At 32.3% G+C, this 19,846-nt stretch carries 17 protein-coding genes; all 17 read left to right on the forward strand.

What is annotated here, in order from left to right; all coding sequences use genetic code 11:
- Positions 1 to 41: 41 nt before the first annotated feature.
- The 17 genes from STRPS_RS08335 to STRPS_RS08415 all read left to right on the forward strand — a co-directional run bounded on the left by STRPS_RS08335 (position 42) and on the right by STRPS_RS08415 (position 19,669).
- Positions 42 to 908, forward strand: coding sequence for a shikimate dehydrogenase (locus STRPS_RS08335; RefSeq protein ID WP_007891228.1), 867 nt, complete (start codon positions 42 to 44; stop codon positions 906 to 908).
- Complete coding sequence (locus STRPS_RS08340) at positions 905 to 1,747, forward strand: sugar phosphate isomerase/epimerase family protein (protein ID WP_007891468.1); 843 nt, start codon at positions 905 to 907, stop codon at positions 1,745 to 1,747. Before STRPS_RS08335 ends, STRPS_RS08340 begins: the two co-directional genes overlap by 4 nt.
- Complete coding sequence (locus STRPS_RS08345) at positions 1,744 to 2,478, forward strand: coenzyme F420-0:L-glutamate ligase (RefSeq protein ID WP_007891452.1); 735 nt, start codon at positions 1,744 to 1,746, stop codon at positions 2,476 to 2,478. Before STRPS_RS08340 ends, STRPS_RS08345 begins: the two co-directional genes overlap by 4 nt.
- Positions 2,471 to 3,457 carry a Gfo/Idh/MocA family oxidoreductase gene (locus STRPS_RS08350; protein WP_007891354.1) on the forward strand — a complete coding sequence of 329 codons (987 nt, stop codon included), beginning with the start codon at positions 2,471 to 2,473 and terminating at the stop codon, positions 3,455 to 3,457. The genes STRPS_RS08345 and STRPS_RS08350 overlap by 8 nt, the downstream gene beginning before the upstream one ends.
- A 9-nt stretch (positions 3,458 to 3,466) precedes the next feature.
- Positions 3,467 to 4,666 (forward strand): methionine adenosyltransferase, encoded by a 1,200-nt coding sequence (locus STRPS_RS08355; protein ID WP_007891484.1) that lies wholly within the window; start codon positions 3,467 to 3,469, stop codon positions 4,664 to 4,666.
- Positions 4,656 to 5,609 (forward strand): ATP-binding protein, encoded by a 954-nt coding sequence (locus STRPS_RS08360; protein ID WP_007891324.1) that lies wholly within the window; start codon positions 4,656 to 4,658, stop codon positions 5,607 to 5,609. The genes STRPS_RS08355 and STRPS_RS08360 overlap by 11 nt, the downstream gene beginning before the upstream one ends.
- 43 nt (positions 5,610 to 5,652) lie before the next feature.
- Positions 5,653 to 6,744: a glycosyltransferase family 2 protein gene (locus STRPS_RS08365; protein WP_007891168.1), complete on the forward strand. Its 1,092-nt coding sequence runs from the start codon at positions 5,653 to 5,655 to the stop codon at positions 6,742 to 6,744.
- 208 nt (positions 6,745 to 6,952) lie between these two features.
- Positions 6,953 to 9,631 carry a non-ribosomal peptide synthetase gene (locus STRPS_RS08370; protein WP_007896181.1) on the forward strand — a complete coding sequence of 893 codons (2,679 nt, stop codon included), beginning with the start codon at positions 6,953 to 6,955 and terminating at the stop codon, positions 9,629 to 9,631.
- A 42-nt stretch (positions 9,632 to 9,673) separates the two neighbouring features.
- Positions 9,674 to 9,937, forward strand: coding sequence for a hypothetical protein (locus STRPS_RS10815; RefSeq protein ID WP_007896462.1), 264 nt, complete (start codon positions 9,674 to 9,676; stop codon positions 9,935 to 9,937).
- Between the two features lie 49 nt (positions 9,938 to 9,986).
- Positions 9,987 to 11,144, forward strand: coding sequence for a nucleotide sugar dehydrogenase (locus tag STRPS_RS08380; RefSeq protein WP_007891202.1), 1,158 nt, complete (start codon positions 9,987 to 9,989; stop codon positions 11,142 to 11,144).
- Between the two features lie 160 nt (positions 11,145 to 11,304).
- Complete coding sequence (locus tag STRPS_RS08385; RefSeq protein WP_007891336.1) at positions 11,305 to 12,531, forward strand: MFS transporter; 1,227 nt, start codon at positions 11,305 to 11,307, stop codon at positions 12,529 to 12,531.
- Positions 12,532 to 12,710: 179 nt separating this feature from the next.
- Positions 12,711 to 13,418, forward strand: coding sequence for an energy-coupling factor transporter transmembrane component T family protein (locus tag STRPS_RS08390; protein ID WP_007891348.1), 708 nt, complete (start codon positions 12,711 to 12,713; stop codon positions 13,416 to 13,418).
- Entirely contained in the window at positions 13,415 to 14,842 is a 1,428-nt protein-coding gene (locus STRPS_RS08395) for an ABC transporter ATP-binding protein (RefSeq protein WP_007891244.1), read from the forward strand. Before STRPS_RS08390 ends, STRPS_RS08395 begins: the two co-directional genes overlap by 4 nt.
- Positions 14,820 to 15,407 carry an MptD family putative ECF transporter S component gene (locus STRPS_RS08400; protein ID WP_081448476.1) on the forward strand — a complete coding sequence of 196 codons (588 nt, stop codon included), beginning with the start codon at positions 14,820 to 14,822 and terminating at the stop codon, positions 15,405 to 15,407. Before STRPS_RS08395 ends, STRPS_RS08400 begins: the two co-directional genes overlap by 23 nt.
- 1 nt (position 15,408) lies before the next feature.
- Positions 15,409 to 17,148 (forward strand): ABC transporter ATP-binding protein, encoded by a 1,740-nt coding sequence (locus STRPS_RS08405; protein WP_007891409.1) that lies wholly within the window; start codon positions 15,409 to 15,411, stop codon positions 17,146 to 17,148.
- Between the two features lies 1 nt (position 17,149).
- Positions 17,150 to 18,868 (forward strand): ABC transporter ATP-binding protein, encoded by a 1,719-nt coding sequence (locus STRPS_RS08410; protein ID WP_007891311.1) that lies wholly within the window; start codon positions 17,150 to 17,152, stop codon positions 18,866 to 18,868.
- 219 nt (positions 18,869 to 19,087) lie between these two features.
- Positions 19,088 to 19,669, forward strand: coding sequence for a TetR/AcrR family transcriptional regulator (locus STRPS_RS08415; protein ID WP_007891153.1), 582 nt, complete (start codon positions 19,088 to 19,090; stop codon positions 19,667 to 19,669).
- The last annotated feature ends 177 nt before the right edge of the window (positions 19,670 to 19,846 follow it).

The raw sequence follows: 19,846 nt of genomic DNA on the forward strand, positions 1-19,846 counted from the left end.
TTATTTAATATTATTAAAAATTCAAAAAGGAGGAAGACAGGATGACATATTCTGCCTTAATTGGAAATCCCGTTGAGCACTCTATATCAGACTATTTATTTGAATATCTTAATGCTAATATAGGAGGCTTGAAAGATTATAAACATCAAAAAATTCTAGTTGAGTCAGCATCGTTAGCAGATAAAATGAATAGTCTGATAAAAGATCCCCAGTGTATCGGAGTCAATATTACCTTACCCTATAAGAGAGAGGTACTGCAGTACGTAAACCATTTAGATAAATCAATCAAAGTTATTGGCTCTGTTAATAATATTTATAAAAGGGGAAGTTGTGCCACGGGGACAAATACTGATTGGAAGGGAATCTATGAGACCCTAGTTTTCTTTGGTATTAATAAATTGGAAAAATGTTGCATTTTAGGGACAGGTGGTACTTGTAGAGCTGCTATTTTCGCCCTACAACAACTAAATGTTTTGCCAGTAATAGTGTACAGAGAGCCACTCAGTGAAAATACACTATGTTTAATGGAAGATTATCCCTATTTACATTATGTGTCATATCAAGAGATGCCTAGTCAACTTACTGAAATAGATTTAATCATAAATACGACGCCTGTTGGAATGATCACTAATGATGATCAACTGCCAATTGGTTTAGAAATGTTAGATTCTATAAATTTTCGTGATAAATCTTTTCTAGATGTCGTCTTTAACCCATTACATACTAAATTGTATAGGTATTTTAAGCATAAAGGTGCTAAAACAATTGATGGTCTATGGGTTATGATCTTTCAAGGCATTGCTGCATATTCCCTTTGGACTAATAAGAGGAATGAAGAGCACAACTTAAGTAAAGACGAGTTAGTGAGATTACATAGGTATATTGGAGGGAAACTAAAGACTAGATGACTTTTAAAATTACAATAAATCTGGATGAAATTTCGGATAATCTTGAAGATTCGTTAACATTTTTAAATGACTTATCAGTGACCAGTTGTGAGCTAAGAGTAATCAATGGTAAGAATCTTATACAACTTAATGATGATGAGCTTATTCATTTAAAAGAGACATTAAGGAGATATAATATTACTCCAATTTCTATTGCAAGTCCCCTATTTAAATGGCAGATAGGCACTCATAATACTGAAGATATCATAGATTTGTATGGTGTATCTTCCACTATCACAATAGACCAACAATGGCTATACCTTAGAAAAATAGTTTTTATAGCGCAATTGTTTGAGATTAAATATGTCAGAATTTTTGGAGGGATAGGTTGTTCAACAGAAGAGTTTTTAAAAAATGAACTTTTTTTAAATCTATTAAAAGAAGAAACACTCATTTTTTTAATTGAAAACGAGTTGGGAACATCAGTTAGTAGGGCTGAGGATTTACAAAAAATAGCAAGTTTTATAGATGACAAGTCAGTTAAGAACCTCAAAATTTGGTTTGACATAGCTAATTATTATAGACTTGATCAAAATGTTGAAGAAGCCCTTTGTCAATTTAAGGAATATATTTACTATATTCATTGTAAGAATTACCTTCCTGATGATAAGAAGGTAAGATATGTAGAGTTAGGAAAAGGCATTATTAACTTTAAAAAAGTTATTAAAAAGATTGGTCAAAACTTTACACATTTAATTTTTAGCCTTGAAACCCACGAAAGGGAACCCTCTAAAAAAAAGGATTCTGTAAAAAATTCTTTTTTGACTTTAACTAAATATATCAATGGAGATAAAAAATGACTTTAAGTTTAATTGAAATAGCAAATATCCCAGAAATTAAAGTAGGGGATAGAGTGGCAGAGGTTATTGCGGAAAGTCTAATTTCTGCAAACCTTTCTATAGAAGATAGAGATATTATTTGTATTGCTTCTAAAATAGTGTCAATTGCGGAAAATAGTGTCTTATCTCTTGATCAAGTGACACCTAGTCATTTAGCAAAACAGATTAACAAAAGAATTCCTCGAAAAGATCCTAGGGTTATTGAATTAATTTTGGAATTGGCAAACAGAGATCCCTCCTTACTAGATATAAGAGATAACTATATAGGCTGTAGATTGGCAAATGGCTTAAAACTGACAAGTGGTGGAATAGACAAAGTATCAGATAATGAGGTGGTAATGCTACCTAAAGATTCAGATAAATCAGCAAAAAAAATTTCGGAATATCTCAGCTTAAAATTTAAGAAGCAAGTAGCAGTTATCATTTCTGATAGTGATGGCAGAGAAGATAAAAGAGGTGCAAATCAGATAGCTATTGGAATTTTTGGGATTGAACCGTTAAGAAAAACAAAAGTGATAGACATAGCTACAGGGAAATGTAAGCTTCAAGAAGAGACTTTATGTGACATGCTAGCAAGTAGTGCTGGTTTATTGATGGGGCAAAGAGGTACTGGCATCCCTGCGGTTATTATCAGGGGCTTAGATTATGAATGGTCTGAAAACACTAGTATTAAGGAAGCATTAAATGGCTAGTAATCATAACTGTAAAAATATTTTAATCATTGGATTTGGTAAAATTGGGAAAATTAAGGCCAATAAGTGGCTATCACGTGGATACAATGTTTACGTCAAAGATTTGAAATTTTCCAACATGAAACTTCTTAATAACAACAGTGATGTATTAGATGACTTATCACGACATTATTTTACGATTGAAATCTGTACTCCGACAAACAATCATCTTAGGGCATTAAAAACTGTAATAAAAAAGTATCTCTATTCTTATATTAGCATTGAGAAGCCACTTTGTAATAGATTAGAAGATTTAGAAGAAATCGTTGCATTACTAAAAAAACAACCACATTTATGCAAAAACATTTTTGTCAGTGAACAATATTTCTATTCCAAAATTTTAAAAAAATTGTTACAGCTGGAGTCTTTCTCTTTCGATCAAGCCAGAAAAATAACAATCAATTTTTCTAAAGATAGACTTAAAGATAATGAGAATGGGAGATTTTTAGATAATGGGCTATTGGGCTATGGGATAGAAATTCCTCATATTATTGCTGTAATTTCTTATTTGGGGATTTCATTAGAGAAGTTCAAAAAAGGTATTTTTGTGAATAATCTTTATATAAAAGATCCAGACAGACACGATTATTCCATAGAGATTTTATCATCTGTTAATCAATCAGTGATTGGAGTTATCAGTAATTTGGGAAGTTTCGCAGTAAGAGATGGAAAGATTGAAAGGGGTGATGCAAGAACAGTAAGAAGAGTTACAATTGATGACAAAACAATAATATTTGACCCACATCCTCAACTCGAAAGATACAAGAGTGAGTTAGTGACTGGAACAAATACTTTTCAAATTCACGATGATATGATGGACACGTATATAAGTTTGTTAGAAGGAAATTCTATTCCTGAAGGTTGCTATATCAATAATGCAATTGAGATGACAAAATTATTAATGGCATTATATTCAGAATGTAACAAAATTTATTTATGAGGTGTAACTATGGATTTAAAAATTACAAACGGCTTTCATGACCCAAGTCATTTATCATACGAAGTGGTTGAGCGTAAAGGATTAGGTCACCCTGATACCTTAGCAGATGGAATAGCTGAACAAATTGAAATTGATTACTCTCTTTATTGTTTAGATAAGTTCGGTGTTATTCCACATCATAATTTTGACAAGATTATTATTCGAGGGGGACACTCTATTCAAGCTCTAGGTGGAAGTGACTTTATTGAACCCATTAAAGTGATTTTTCTAGGTAGAGCAAGTAAAGAATGCTTTGGAAGTCCTATTCCTCTATTTAAAATTCAAAAACGCGCTGCAACAAACTATTTAAATAGAATTTTGCCAAACTTAGATGTCGACAACTATGTAGAATTTGAGTCTTTGACCTCAAATTTCACTACAAAACGTAATTGGTTCTCTCCAGCTTCTATGTCAGACTTACCAGAGTATAGTGATGAACCTAAAGCGAACGATACAGCTACCATGATTAGTTATTGGCCTTTAACTATTTCTGAAGAATTAGCATTGATGATTGAAGGTTATTTTTATAAACTAAATCCTCAACAATTACCTAAGCCAAGATTTCCTCAGATGGGAGGAGATATTAAGGTAATGGTGGTGAGGAAAGCTACAAAATATTCTATTAAGATTAACTTACCATTAATCAGTAAATATTTCATGGATGATGTCGAATGTCAAACATATGCTAAAGAGCATGTCAAAAATATAAAAAAATATATTGAAGCTAAGTATAAAAATATTTTCTATACCCTATCATATCATTATTATATGACTAGTTCAGGATCTTGTATTGATTTTGGTGAAGAAGGGGCAGTTGGTCGAGGTAATAAAACTCATGGCATTATATCAAGTTTCAGGCCGAATACTATGGAAGCCCCTGCAGGTAAAAATTGTACTTATTTTGTAGGTAAGGTGTGGGGATACCTAGCTGATACAATTGCTAAAGAAATTTATGAAACATTCAAAACACCCTGTCAAGTTATTATGCAAGCCAATACTGGTTCAAATTTGTATAATCCAACTCACTTATTTATTCAAACACAAAATGAAGTTGACTATGATAAAGTATTAGAAATTACTAACAAATACTTATCTGTAGGAGCAGAAAATACAAAAATAATTTTAAAAACCCAACACTTTTTACCTAGGACAACTGTATATGAAGAATAAGACAATTTTGTACTTTGGCTTAGTTGAAATGACATTTGAAGTGCCAGATAGTATCTTTGAAAATATTAAAGAACAGGATAATTGTATTAAAGCTCAAGGTATAGAGATAAAAGTCCATGGCAAGTTGACATTAATAGAGAGCAAGCATCAATCTGTGAAATATGATGGCAAGGGGAATATCTTTGTTTTTGGACAAATAAAGAACTTTCAAAAAGGGATTTCCCTCTATTATATAGGTGAATATTTAGCAGAATGTCTTCTAATTGAAGCCAATCATTCTTTGTTAGTTCATGCTGCTGCCTTATATCATCCCGATACAAAAAGGTCAATTATATTATTTGGCGAAAAAGGAGCTGGGAAAACAACGGTTGCCTTAAGACTTTGCATTGAACATGGTTACCGTCTTATCGGCAATGATCAAATCATATTTGGTTTATCTAATAGAGGCCTAATTACCTATGCAGGAACTACTAAGGTTAACATTAGAAGAACAGCTATTTTATCAGATGCCTTACTATATCAATTATTTGGAGGCTATTTCAGTGTTTTTCCACCATCAGATAAGGCGAGTTGGGATGATAAAATGTCGATGTCTGCCAAAAGCCTAGGAGTGCTAGAATATCACTTTCCTGTTAAAGTTTCTAAAATTTATTACATAAAAACGGATCACAAACAAGCAGGTAGATTTCAACAAATATGGAAGGATAATTTAGCAAGTCTTATCCTAAACGAACTATTAGGAAGGCATGTCTCGGGTCAAGTTTCTTGTTTTCAATCTGATGAGGGAGAGTATTTTTCTGCAATGCCTTTAATTCACTATAAGAAAAATAACTTAGTTCGTGAAAAAATAGTAAAAACAATTTTGAACACATACAATATATATAAAATTGTTGCTAACACATCTGAAAAAATAGTGGAAGAGATTTTGGAAGATATGAATTAATAATAAGTGTAATTGAGTGGATATGGAAAGGAACTATTTCAATATGATTATTGTAGGTATTCCAACTTTAAATGAGGCTGATAATATAGGTAAATTAGTGGAAAAGATTGATAAATATTCAGTGGAACTAGGTCAGAATATTGTTATTATTAATTCTGACAGTAACAGTGATGATCAGACGTCAAAAATCTTTTTAAATACCCAGACATTCCATTCAAAAATTTCTCTTACTTCAGTTCATCGGGGAAAAGGTTATAATGTGAGGAATATTTTTGACTATTGCTTAGATCATTTTTCACATTTTGAAGGGGTAGTTTTAATAGATGGTGATGTCATTTCCTTAGATAAAACCTGGTTACAAAAGATGTATCTATCCATTAGAGAGGGTAATGATCTGATAGTTCCTAATTATGCTAGAAAATTTTTTGAAGGAAATGCGACAAATCATTTTATTTACCCTATATTGGTAAAATTGTTTGAAAAAGACGTACCTTATCAGTGTATTTCTGGTGATCTTGGGTTTTCGAAAAAATTGGTTCAAGAATTAATTCATAATTGTAACTGGCATAGGTATTCCAAAGGCTATGGCATTGATATTTTTTTAACATTAACTGCACTGCTGAAATCTTACAAAACCAAGGAAATTGATTTAGAAGCTAAAATCCATAAGAGAAGTTTTGAAAAAATAGAAAAAATATTTTTAGAGGTTTCACAAAGTTTTTTTGAAACTCTGACAGATAATTTTTCCTATATTAACAGAGACAAGTATCAATTAGTATTTGAAAGTCACACTAAGAGGTTTGTCGCTTCGAATGATAAGCCTTCCATTGACGAAATAGAAAAGTTAAAAATCAGAGCTTTACACTTACTAGATGTAGTAGAGGATAAGTATCCTCAAGGGATTGAAGCTACTGTGTGGCATAATAAATTAGCCGAGTCACTAAAAAAATTACCTAAGTTTAGTAGTAAAGAGCTTACAAAAAACTTATTACCTTACTATTTATTGAGGGTCTATAATTATCTGAAATTTAATAACTTTAGGAGTGCGTCTTCTGACTTAAATGAGATGACGCAAAATATAAAAAAATGCTATTGCAATAAAGAAAAATGCTTTGATCTTTATAACTCACATTAGATGTGATTATAGTATTTTAACAATTACTAATGGACTGTTATCATTGGAGACATTAGTAATTAGGAAGTGCTATTTCTGTTGAGGAATAGAAGAAAATATGACCTTATTCAACTTGATATTAGTAAAGAATAACTATCAAGTTGTTTAAGGTAATAAGCATATATAAAAATATTATCTTGGAGATAATTAGTTTGAAAGGAATATGTTGATGCTAAAACTATTCATGAAGACATTAGAAAAAATAAGTAAAACAAGCCCTAATAAAATTGCGATAAAAGATCAAGATAGAGTGCTTACTTACTATGACGTTGAAAAATTAACTAATACCATTGCTCATAAATTAGTAGAAAAGGTTGGAGAGAACCAGCGTGTAGTAGTTGCATTACCTCATGATATTAATCAAATTTTGATATTGATTGCGATTATTAAATCAAATAATTGTTACGTACCTATTGATTACGAAACTAAGGAAGATAAACTAAAGCAAATTTTTTCATCTACTAAAGCAGTGGTATATGTGTCAGATAGAGAAATTCCATGTTTATCTGGTATTGACTATTTAGATATCACAGAGTTCTCGCTAAAACAGTTAGATAAAGAAATAGAATCTAATCCGTTTATCTATTTGAAATCGCGAGATGCTTATATTTTGCATACTTCAGGAACTACTGGAGCCCCAAAAGGTGTCGTCGTTTCAATCGCAAATTTAGATTATATCCTCAAGAATATAGGAAGACTTACCCCCGTTACAGAAAATTCTAGTTTTTTATTTTCAACTCCATATACCTTTGATGTTTCTATGACAGAAATGTTAGGTTGGGTTATTGGTGGCGGTAGTGTATACTGTCTAGATTTAAAAGTTCGATCTAACTATAAAAGGCTAAGTGATATTATTATTCAAAACGGCATAAGTCATATGGCCTTTTCACCGGCAGCATTCCTAGTCTTTATAGAGAAACTGAATGCCATTGACTTAGAAAAGTTAAACGCAGCCCTTGATTACGTTGTTATTGCTGGAGAAAAATTTAATCCCTTGATTTATCATATTTGGAAAAATAATGGGTTAAATTTTAATTTAATTAATGCATATGGCCCGACAGAAGCGACAGTATATGCTACAGCATATGAACTTTCTGGCAATGAAGATGAGGATATCTCCATTGGAGTTCCTTTAGATGGGGCAGATTGTATCATTAAAGATGATCAAAAGAAAAATTATGGAGAACTTTATATTGGGGGAGAAGGAGTAGCAAAAGGTTATACGCTACCAGAACTTACGAAAGAGGCCTTCACTACAATTAATGGTAAACGGTACTATGCAACTGGTGATATTGTGTTTCGTAAGAGGGGACGGTTTTACTATGTGGGAAGGAAAGATAACCAAATTCAAAAAAATGGAATTCGGATAGAGTTAGAGGAAATAGAAAGAAGTATTGAGCAGAATAGTAACCTTTCTAAAGTCACAGTATTACAGATAGAAAAGCAAATTGTTGCATTTTATAAAGGTGCTATACAATCTAATAGTCTAAAAACGTACTGTCTAGAAAATATGCCGACATATATGATACCGAATTTATTTATTAAAGTAGAGGAATTTCCTTTGACTAGTAGTCGAAAAATAAGCAAGACTGATTTAATAGAACTCTTTAACAAGAAGAAAAAACATAATACAGTAGGTATAAGAGACTATAATCAGTTAGGAACTGATGGTAAACGTATTTTAAATCTGATTGCAGATAAATTGAAACTTAGTATAAAAGCTATCGACCTTTCACAAGATTTTTTTGAAAATGGTGGAGATTCACTTACCTTATTTACCTTTATTATAGAGTTTGAAGATAGTTATGGTGTTTCACTATCAATAGATGATGTTTATGGTAAAAGTATTTATTCTTTAATACAGGAACTGGAAAAGGTAAGAAAAAAGCAAGTACAAGGAATCAAAAGAATTAATTGTGTTGAGGAGAGTAAAAGTGTTTCTAATGGTTTACAGAAAGACTTAGACATTTTATACACAGATTACTTAATGGTTGATAACGAGGTACTTTCAAATTTTGAGACAATTCACTCTCAGAGGATTTACTATTATGATGGCTTTAAGAGCATAGTGACATCAACCTTTGAATATAAAAATTGTTCTGTGGAAAAAATTAAGCAGGTTGTACAGCAGCTAATTTGTTCGAATGATTTATTACATTCTAGACTGGCTTTCAAAGAAGAAATATTGAATTTTGAGATTATTAAGCCGAACCTTTCAATTCCAATTTTAAAAGTTTCGAATTCATCTGAATTAATGTATTTAGAAAAACTATTAGCGGAGGTTGGAGAAAGGCTTATTCCTAAATCCCGAAATGAGGGTGGGCAATTAGCGATGCCAATCATTATTTCGCAAGGGGGGTATGGAAAGGTTATTATTCAAATGGATCACTCCATATCAGATTTGGCAAGCATTAATGTGATAAAAAAACAAATTGGACATTTTATTAATAGCCAGGACGGCAAAATCGATAACGGAGAAAATTACCGTTATTATTGTAAGAAAATAAAAGAAGTTAATAACAGGCTTTCTTTAGAAAATAATCCATATCATCACTTACTCTTAAAAGAAGCAAAAAAAATTAAGAAGAGTAAAGCCCTCCTCCCAAATAGTAATTGTTCCTTATCTATAATACCTGCTCCGGATTATTCGAATACTTACAGTATTTTGTATATATCATACTTAGTTTTACAAAAGCTTAGTAAAGAATCTGGAAATAGTACCTTAATTCTCTCTACTATTTTTAATAATAGAGAGATAAAAAACTTAAATCTTCAACATTCGATAGGAGATTGTCATAGCTCAAGATACCTGATTTACAAAGAAGGTGATCATTTTAATGAACTATAAAAAAGAAATATAGAATTTTTAAGCCTTGCTGATGATAGTGTCATGTATTATAGACCAGGATTTATTTTTAATGAATATTATCCCAAAATATCAGAATGGCGCTCTAAATTAAAGCAGGATCTTGCTAATATTTCCTTGATATCTTTAAATTTTATTGGCGTCTTAGATACAGAAAAGAAGAACTTTTATTTAGAAAATTTTTCAGAAATTCCTGATTTCTTGAGTAAGAATTCTAAAATTTACATCACTTCTTTTAGATATAAAAATGATATTTATATTTTATCTAACAAAAATATGGAGTTGTGAACATCTTAAAAAGTAAGTCTAGTCTAAAAATTAAATGATAGGGGATAGTATGAAGATTACAGTTGTAGGTGTTGGATATGTTGGTTTATCCTTAGGATTATTACTGTCAAAAGAAAATGATGTGACCTTATTCGATAGTGATAGTAAGAAGATTGAGTTGATCAATAAGAGACAGTCTTTTTTAGAAGAGGCTGCAATTAAAGAATTATTACGGAGAGCCAAAAATATAAGGGCTACTACGTCTAAAGAATTAGCTTATAAGGGAGCTACTTTTATTATATTAGCATTACCAACTAATTTAGAAGATCATGCTTTAAATACTTCTGCGATCGATGCAGTTATTAAAGATATTTTAACCTTTAATAGGGAAGCAACAATTATTATTAAGTCAACTGTTCCTATTGGCTTTACGGAATATTTAAGAAAGAAATATTTTTACCACTCTATTATCTTCTCTCCGGAGTTTCTTCGTGAAGGTCTCACTGTTCACGATAATTTATATCCATCTAGAATTATTGTTAGCAATGAATCTAAACATTCTGAATTATTTTTAAATTTATTAAGAAAAGTAGCAGTTACTAAAAAACCACCCTACTTATTGACAAGGTCTTCTGAAGCAGAAGCCATAAAACTTTTTTCGAATGCCTACTTAGCTCAAAAAATTGCATTTTTTAATGAATTAGATACATTTGCTGAATTACATCATTTAAATTCTAAAAAAATTATTGAAGGGCTGTGCTACGATTCAAGGATAGGAAACGCACACAATAATCCTTCCTTTGGATTTGGAGGATATTGCCTTCCCAAAGATTCTAAGCAACTAGAATCTCATTTTAAAAATATTTCAGCCCCACTGATGACAAATATAAATAATTCAAATTTATCACGAAAAGTGCACATAGCAAAAATGATTTTAAGTAGAAATGTGACAACTATTGGGATTTATAGAATTAATTCTAAAACAGATTCAGATAATTATAGAGATTCTGCAATAATCAATATCATTGACATATTAAAAAATAATGGAAGAGAGGTTATCATATTTGAGCCTTTAATCAGAGAACAGACAATTTTGGGATGTCCAGTCATCAATGATTTTACTAAATTTACGACTAGCTCAGATCTTATTGTAGCTAACAGAATGGACGATCAGGTAAAAAAATATAGAAAAAAAGTCTATACTCGCGATGCTTTTCACAAAGACTGATGAAAGGATGATATGTCAAATGGCTAGTGGATTTCAATAGCCTTACTAAAGAGAAATTGGATTAAAGAGAAGTGAGTCTACCCACAGTGGCTAAATCTAAGTGAATCACTGGAGCTTTGGCAGTAGCTAACTGCACTAAATATAAGATAAGGAATATACAATGAAAACAGATGAGAAGATCAATTTTCGTTATTTAATAAGTAGTAAAGGCATATCTCAAGTAGGCAATATCATGTTTAATTTTGCTAATCATACATTTCTTGCTGGTCTTAATCCAACTTCTCTATCCTTAGTTGCAATTTACCAGTCCTTAGAAAGTATTATTGGCGTTTTATTTAATTTATTTGGTGGTGTAATCGCTGACAACTTTAAACGAAAAAAAATTATTATGGGGACCAATATCTTCTGCGGATTTGCTTGTCTAGCTCTCTCCTTCATATCTCAAGCATTATGGTTAGTCTATGCAATTGTAGGAACCAATGTTATATTGGCCTTGATGAGCGCTTTTTCTGGGCCATCATATAAAGCATTTACTAAAGAAATTGTAAGACAGGAAACTATTTCTCAATTGAATTCATTTTTGGAAACAAGCAGTAATGTTATCAAAGTAACGATTCCAATGGTAGCGATTTTCTTATATAATAGACTTGGAATACACGGAGCACTAGTGCTGGATGGGCTATCTTTTCTACTTGCTGCCTTGTTGGTCCACTTTATTGTCCCTATTAACGAAGAAGTGATATCCAAAGAGAAGATGACAGTAAGAGAAATCTTTGATGATTTAAAAACAGGATTTAAGTATATTTATAGCCATAAAACAATTTTTATCGTTATTGGTCTATCAGCATTTGTCAATTTCTTTCTAGCAGCTTATAATCTCTTGTTACCCTACAGTAGTCAGATATTTGAAAATATGTCATCTGGACTTTATGGGACCTTTCTGACAGCAGAAGCGGTTGGTGGCTTTGTTGGGGCTTTATTAAGTGGTTTGGTGAATAGACAACTGTCAAGTCAGCGACTGATGATGGTTTTAGCTTTATCAGGATTAATGTTAATGTTAGCCCCTCCACTCTATTTTATATGTCACAATACAATTGTTTTAGCTTTGTCCCCAGCACTATTTAGTTTATTTCTTTCTATTTTTAATATTCAGTTTTTCTCAATTGTACAAAGAGAGGTTGATAATGAGTTTTTGGGAAGGGTATTTGGAATTATCTTTACGGTAGCAATTCTTTTTATGCCAATTGGTACAGGAATTTTTTCAATGATATTGAATCCTAAAAATACCTATAATTTTTTTATAATTGGACTATCTGTTACATTGTTATCGCTAGTATTTAGTGGTTTGTTCAAAAAATATAACCAGTCTTTTACTGATAAATTATAAAAGTGTAAAGCCCCGAGTTTTTATTTAGTAACATAAATAGAAATTAGGGGCTTTTTGACATCTTTATTGGAACAATTTAGTTAAGTTGTCTTAATTTTATTGTTAAGCAACTTGACTTCTGTTTTAAAAAAGAATAAGATAAGTTATAGACGATACCATCGGTAAAGGAGATAACAAGAGTGCTATTAATAGATTCGAACAGTAAGTTTCAAATACCAGCCAAAAAAATTAATGCTTTGACGATTATTGTGATTAACGCTTTATTGCCGCTTGTGAATAGTTTGTATCCATCCCACAAAGGGATCATATTTTCACAATTAGTTAGTTTACTGGTTATCTTTTTAGCGGGTTATTACTTAAAACTTTTAAAAGCAACTGGTTTCCTAGTATTATTCTATAGCTCTTATATGCTGTCATCTATCTATTTTAACATTGGAATCCTGGCTTCATTTTTTAGAATGTCTTTATTATTTATACCTTGTTTTCTGTTAGCATGGCTTCTTTGTACAGAGTATAATTCTTCTGAATTATTATCAGCTCTTCAAGGCTTGCACTTGTCTAAACTATTTTTGATAGGCCTAATGGTAACATTGAGGTATATTTCGCTTTTTAGAAAAGAATTTCGACTCATTAAGGAAGCTATGCAAGTGAGAGGAGTTGACTTATCTTTCAAACATCCAGTGAGGACTTTTGAATATTTGTTGGTTCCTCAACTGTTTCGCTGTTTAACTCTGAGCAATGACTTAACCAGTGCTAGTTTGACTAAAGGACTGACAGTACCTTGTAAGAGGACAAGTTATTTTCTTTCAAGATGGTCAATCTATGATGTTCTCATTTTTATAATAGTTTGTTTAGGCTATGGAATGATTGTAGGTGGTGTTTTATGACTAAAGAAGTTATGCTAGTACAAGATTTGGGCTTCACCTATGAAGGCAATCAAAGGAGTACCTTGAATAATATCAATGTTAACCTAGATTTAGGTCAAATTGTTTTTCTAACAGGTAGGAGTGGCTCAGGTAAATCAACCTTACTCAACATTATTAATGGTATTATTCCAGAAGTTATTGAAGGGCAATTAATTGGAGATTTATGGATTGATGGGCAAAATCATTTAAAAGTTCATGAGCGCAACTTACTTCTAGGAAATGTTTTTCAGAACCTCAGAAGCCAGTTTTTCACGACTAATACGACATCAGAATTGGTTTTTGAGATGGAAAATTGCGGTGTGTCTCATCAAGATATGGTTAGACGTTTGAAAGCAATTAATAACAAGTTTAAGATTGAAGATCTTCTAGACCGTCATGTCATGACTCTTTCTTCTGGTGAACGACAGTTTTTGGCACTGTTAACAGCTTTGATGATCAATCCTAACATTCTTATTTTTGATGAACCCTCTGCTAATTTAGACTATGGTAACGTTATGAGATTGCGAGAGCAAATAGGAGCATTAAAAAAAGAAAAGAAGCTCATTATTATTGCAGACCATCGATGTTTTTACCTACAAGGAATGATGGACAGGGTATTGTTACTTGAAGATAGGACATTAAAAACCTACCTTTCTGAGGAAGATTTTTATCAGACTTATTATGGGAAACGTGATTTTGATTTGTTTAGTCATGTCTACCCACCTCGTGAGATTAGCCAAACAATGATTGAAACCGTCAAAATAAATCAAGTCTCCTACAAGCAAATATTAAAAGATGTTACTCTTAGTTTTTATCGGTATGAGGTTGCGGTGATTATTGGAAATAATGGTGCGGGAAAAACGAGCTTGGCTAAACTCATTGCTCGCTTGCTTAAGCCTTGTAAAGGAAGTGTTGAGGTGGAGAGTCAACCTTTATATATAATGCAAGAGGCAGAATTTCAACTCTTTAGTTCCTCATGTCTGAAAGAATTAGAAATAACTTGTCACGATAATGAAAAAAATAAAAAGGCGTTGCAATTAGTGGATTTATACGATTTAAAGGATAAACATCCACATTCATTGAGTGGAGGAGAAAAGCAACGTTTACAGCTTGCGATAGCTTTTGTGAGTTCAACCGATGTCATTATTTTAGATGAACCTACAAGTGGGCTTGATAAGGCATCAATGGAAAAGATTATTGCTATGTTGCAGTTATTAAAAAAAGAAAAAACCATCATCATCATTTCACATGATTATGAATTCATCAGAGGGATTGCTGATCGTATTATCTACATTGCTAAACATCAAATAGCAGACGATTTTTACCTAGAAGCTCAACATATTAGAAGACTAAATACAATTTATAATGAAATGGAGCAATTTTATGACAAAACAATTGAAGATTAAAGATTTTTTATTAATCGCTTTATTAACAGCACTTTATATGCTTATTTACTTTGCAACAATGCTCATTAGTACACCTTTGGGCCCTTTCGGTCATGCTATTAGTCCAGGTATATGTGCTTTGTTCTCAGGAACAGTGTTGTATTTCATGTCCAAAAAAGTTGGTAAAATGTGGCAGTTCACGCTGATGACATTCTTACTTATGGCTATTTTTACCTTGTTAGGTGGTGGCTATCTTCCATGGTTAATAAGTTCAGTTGCAATGGCTATTCTAGCGGATCTGCTAGCATCAAGTTCTAAAAATACAAGTCTTATCAAACTGGCAATTACTTCGGGATTGATGCATGTCGGGCAAGCTTGGGGAGCAATTATCCCATCATTGTTTTTTGTAGAAAAGTATAAGGAAGAGTGGATTCAAAGAGGGCAATCAGTAAAAGAGATGGAGGAACTCACTAAGTTTACGACTGGGATATGGGGGCTTATATCAACAGTGCTTGTCTTTTTGCTGGCTGTTGCGGGCGTCTATTTTGGCCATTTCATTTTGAGAAAACATTTTAAGGAGAATTAGTATGGCCACCTTGAAACGTCTATTTTATTATGCAAATGAGAAGAAAATGTATTTGATTTTTTCTCTACTGTTTTCAGCTATAGCAACTATCCTTTCTTTTATTCCTTATTATTATTTTTGGGAAATCCTAAAAGAGATGACAGGAAATGCAGATAAGCAGCACATTCAAAAATTTGCTCTATTAACATTTGGAGCAACCATATTATATTTATTGACTTACTTAGCATCATTATTATGTAGCCATATTTTCGCTTTTAGATTAGAGAGCAATATGAGGAAAGTAGGGCTTAAACACTTGTTAGATGCCTCTTTTTCTTTTTTTGATTTAAACTCATCAGGGAGAACTCGTAAAATTATTGATGATAATGCTTCTAATACGCACACTATCATTGCACACATTTTACCTGACTCAATCAATGCTATTTTATTTCCTATCTGTCTTGTAGTCCTTTCTTTTAGGGCTAACAGTTATGTTGGTCTCCTAGTAGTTGTTGCCATCGGTTTCTCCTTAATATGTCTCAAATCTATGTATAGTGATGCTGACATGATGAAAGAATATATGGGAGCTTTAGAGGACATTAATTCAGAAACAGTTGAGTATGTACGTGGTATCCAAGTTATAAAAATTTTTGATATGATGGTTGAATCGTTTGAAAAATTACATAAGTCTATTATTAATTATTCCCTTATGATTAATAAACAATGCCAAATGTTTAAAATCCCGTATGTTTTATTTCAATGTGGAATGATGAGTTTTGGAGCTCTGATTATCATAATAGCATTTGCTCAGCTCCAAATGTCAAAAACCATGGGCCAGGTCTTAAGTTTAGTTGTTTTCTTCATGACATTTTCAGGTTTACTATATAATGCTTTTATAAAAATGATGTTTTTTAGCAAAGATTATTCTGTCGCCAAAGATGCTATTGATAAGTTAGAAACTTTATTTACTGAAATGGACTCTAATAAGCTCGATTATGGAAACGTGACGGATTTAGAAACTAATGACATTGAATTTTCAGAAGTAAGCTTTGAGTATGAGACTGGCAGGCCTATTTTAAAAAATTTTAGTTTGAAACTTAAGGCTAATCATAAATATGCCCTCGTTGGTTCTTCGGGTTCAGGAAAATCAACAATTGCAAAATTAATTTCTGGATTTTATCCCATTACCTCGGGTCAATTAAAAATAGGTGGCCACGATATTAAAGACTATAAAAGCCGGGTTATTGAAAAAAATATTGCTTTTGTATTTCAACAGGCAAAGCTTTTCAAAACAAGTATTTTTGAAAATGTTAAATTAGGAAATCCTGATAGTAGTGATGAAGAGGTGATGAAAGCTTTGAAACTGGCGATGTGTGAGAGCATTTTAGACAAGTTTGAAGCAAGAGAGCAGACAATTATTGGTGCTAAGGGTGTTCATTTATCTGGTGGTGAAGTACAGAGAATTGCTATTGCAAGAGCTATTTTAAAAGATGCTCCAATTATTATTTTAGATGAAGCGAGTGCAGCCAGTGACCCTGAAAATGAATATGCCATTCAAAAAGCTTTTTCAAGCTTAATGGCTAATAAAACTGTTATAATGATTGCTCATCGTTTGACCAGCATTAGAAATGTTGATGAAATCTTAGTGATTGAAGATGGAAGATTAATTGAACGCGGAAGTCATGAGACTTTAATTAAACAAGGTGGTAAATATAAGCAATTTCAAGATTTGTATGCTCAAGCTAATGATTGGAGGTTATAAAGTGAAAGAAAAAATACAAGACTATTTTTCATTGACAAAAAAAGGTGCTGATAATGTTTTTAAAGCGGCCTTTTTATCATTGTTTAAATTTATGAGTTTTATGTTTCCTCCAATATTGGTACTTCTTTTTTTACAAGATGCTCTTAACAAAACATTGAAATCAATCACTTTTTATGTAGGAGTTTTGGTGCTTATTGTGCTTGTTATGTATGTGATTTTGGAAAAAGAATATAGCCAAACATATGATGCCACCTACGAAGAAAGTATTGATTTAAGAATTAATATTGCTAATAAATTAAAAGAATTACCACTCTCTTATTTTTCAACTCATCATTTAGCCGAGCTGTCCCAAACAGTCATGATGGATGTTAATAATATTGAGATGGTTATTTCTCATTCCTTAGGACAGGGACTTGGATTTTTGGGATTTTTTATTCTCATGACGATAGTGTTGATAGCAGGAAATCCAACCTTGGGACTATGTGTTACTTTACCTATTTGGCTAACAGTAGCTGCTATGTTCCTTTCCAAAGATTTGCAGACGGCTCTGATTTCGAAATACTATCAACGCTTATTAGATAATGCAAGCGCATTTCAAGAGGCATTTGAGTTACAACAAGAAATTAAAAGCTATTCATTACAAGATAAGATTGAAGCTGATGTTTTAGAAAAACTAAATGATACCGAGAGACTTCATATAAAAGCTGAATTTACTATGGCTTGTGTCAGTTCTTTAATAGGCATTCTACCTTTTTGTGCACCTGTTTTAACGGCAATTATTGGAGTTAGCCAATTCAAAGCAGATCATTTATCACTCTTATCCTATTTTGCTTATCTTATGGCTGCAACGACTCTGTCAAGTCAGTATGCGGGTATCAATGAGTTCATCTTGCTCTTTCTTTATTTTAGAGATAGTTTTTCACGCATACGCGATTTATATGCAGAGCCAGTGCTAAGGGGGCAAGAGACCAAGCTTGATTGTTTTGATATTCAGTTTAATGATATTGTATTTGGCTACGGTAAAGATAAGATTATTAAAGGAATGTCATTTCAGGCTAAGCAAGGTCAAGTTACAGCTTTAGTTGGACCGTCGGGGAGTGGAAAGTCAACTATCTTGAAATTAATAGCAAGGTTATATGATTATGACGGTGGAAGCATTACCATTGGTGGTAGGGATATTAAGGAAATAAGTCTTGGTGCTTTGTATGCTAATATTGCTATTGTTTTTCAGGAGGTTGAACTCTTTAATACTTCAATTTTAGAAAATATTAGAGTAGGAAGAAAATCAGCAACAGACGATGAAGTGCTAGCAGTAGCTAAATTAGCCAATATAGATAAGATAGTTGAGAAATTGCCCAATGGTTACCAGACACTTGTTGGCGAAAATGGATCGAAGTTATCAGGTGGTGAACGTCAACGGATTTCAATTGCTAGAGCTTTTCTAAAAAATGCTCCCATTATTCTTTTAGATGAAATGTCAGCTTCTATTGACGTGGAAAATGAGATGGAAATCCAAAAAAGCATCAATCAGTTGATAAAAAATAAGACAGTTATTACCGTCTCCCATCGTCTAAAATCAATTGAAAAAGCAGATCAGATTATTGTTGTGGATCAAGGTCACGTTGACAATTGCGGAAAGCATGATGTCTTAATCCAAACTTCCCAGCTCTATAAAGAGATGGTCAAAAAATCTAAATTGGCAGAGAACTATACGTATTAAGAAAAGGATAACTGTGGGTGATAATGATGCCGATCTTATGGTTAGCCTAGAAAGATGGAGCTAATAACTAATAGCTAACTTTTGTTTTTTCGTCCTCAAATAAAAGCTAGCTGATTTTAGTAATAACAATGTTTAGCGCCTTTCAAGACTTGTTAATAGGGCCAAATTAACATACAATAGATAGCAGTGATAACAAAATCATTCAGAAGGAAGGTTGCTATGGTCACAAGTAAACGATTAAGTAAGGCAGAACGAAAACGGGAAATTATGGCATCTGCTTCAAAACAAATTATTGCAAAAGGTTTTTCAAATACAACCATGGAAGATGTTATTGCTGGTACAACTATGTCAAAAGGTGGAGTTTATCATTATTATAAAAATACACTAGACATTTTTAAAGACCTCATGCTGGAAGGTTTAGCCTACAGAAATAAGATTATTCAAGAACATTTTGATGAGTGTCAAGCTGGATGTGAAACTGATTTTATAGTCAAGCAGCTAGTAGATAAAGTCTTAGATGATAATGAGTTGATGCCACTTTATGTGGAATTTTTAATTGAGAAAAGACGAAATCCAGAACTTGACAGTCTCTTCGAGTCTCTGAAAGAACAATCTTTAGTTGATTTGAAAAGGATAATGCCTATTGTTCCAACTGTCTTGAAGAAAAAAGAGTCTTACGATATGTTGACTGACGTCATCAATGGAATGATACTCGCCTCAAATGTACTTGGTGCAAGGGAGAATTTTAGGGCTAATCGGGTACTTTTAGAACGGTTATTTCGGTTACTTTTTGATAAATAAGGTGTTAAAAAATTAGGGCATCCCTGTTACTTGTCAGGGTATTTAGGAGATAAGATTTCGAAAAAAATGACTAAGCGTCTCAAAAGAAAAAAATGACTGTTGTCTTAAAAATCTCCTCCAAAACAGAATTGGAGGAGATTTTTTAAATGGGGGTTCAAGGACACTTCTTTAATGACA

It is taken from the genome of Streptococcus pseudoporcinus LQ 940-04, from assembly GCF_000188035.1.
In the GTDB taxonomy this organism is placed as follows: Bacteria; Bacillota; Bacilli; order Lactobacillales; family Streptococcaceae; genus Streptococcus; species Streptococcus pseudoporcinus.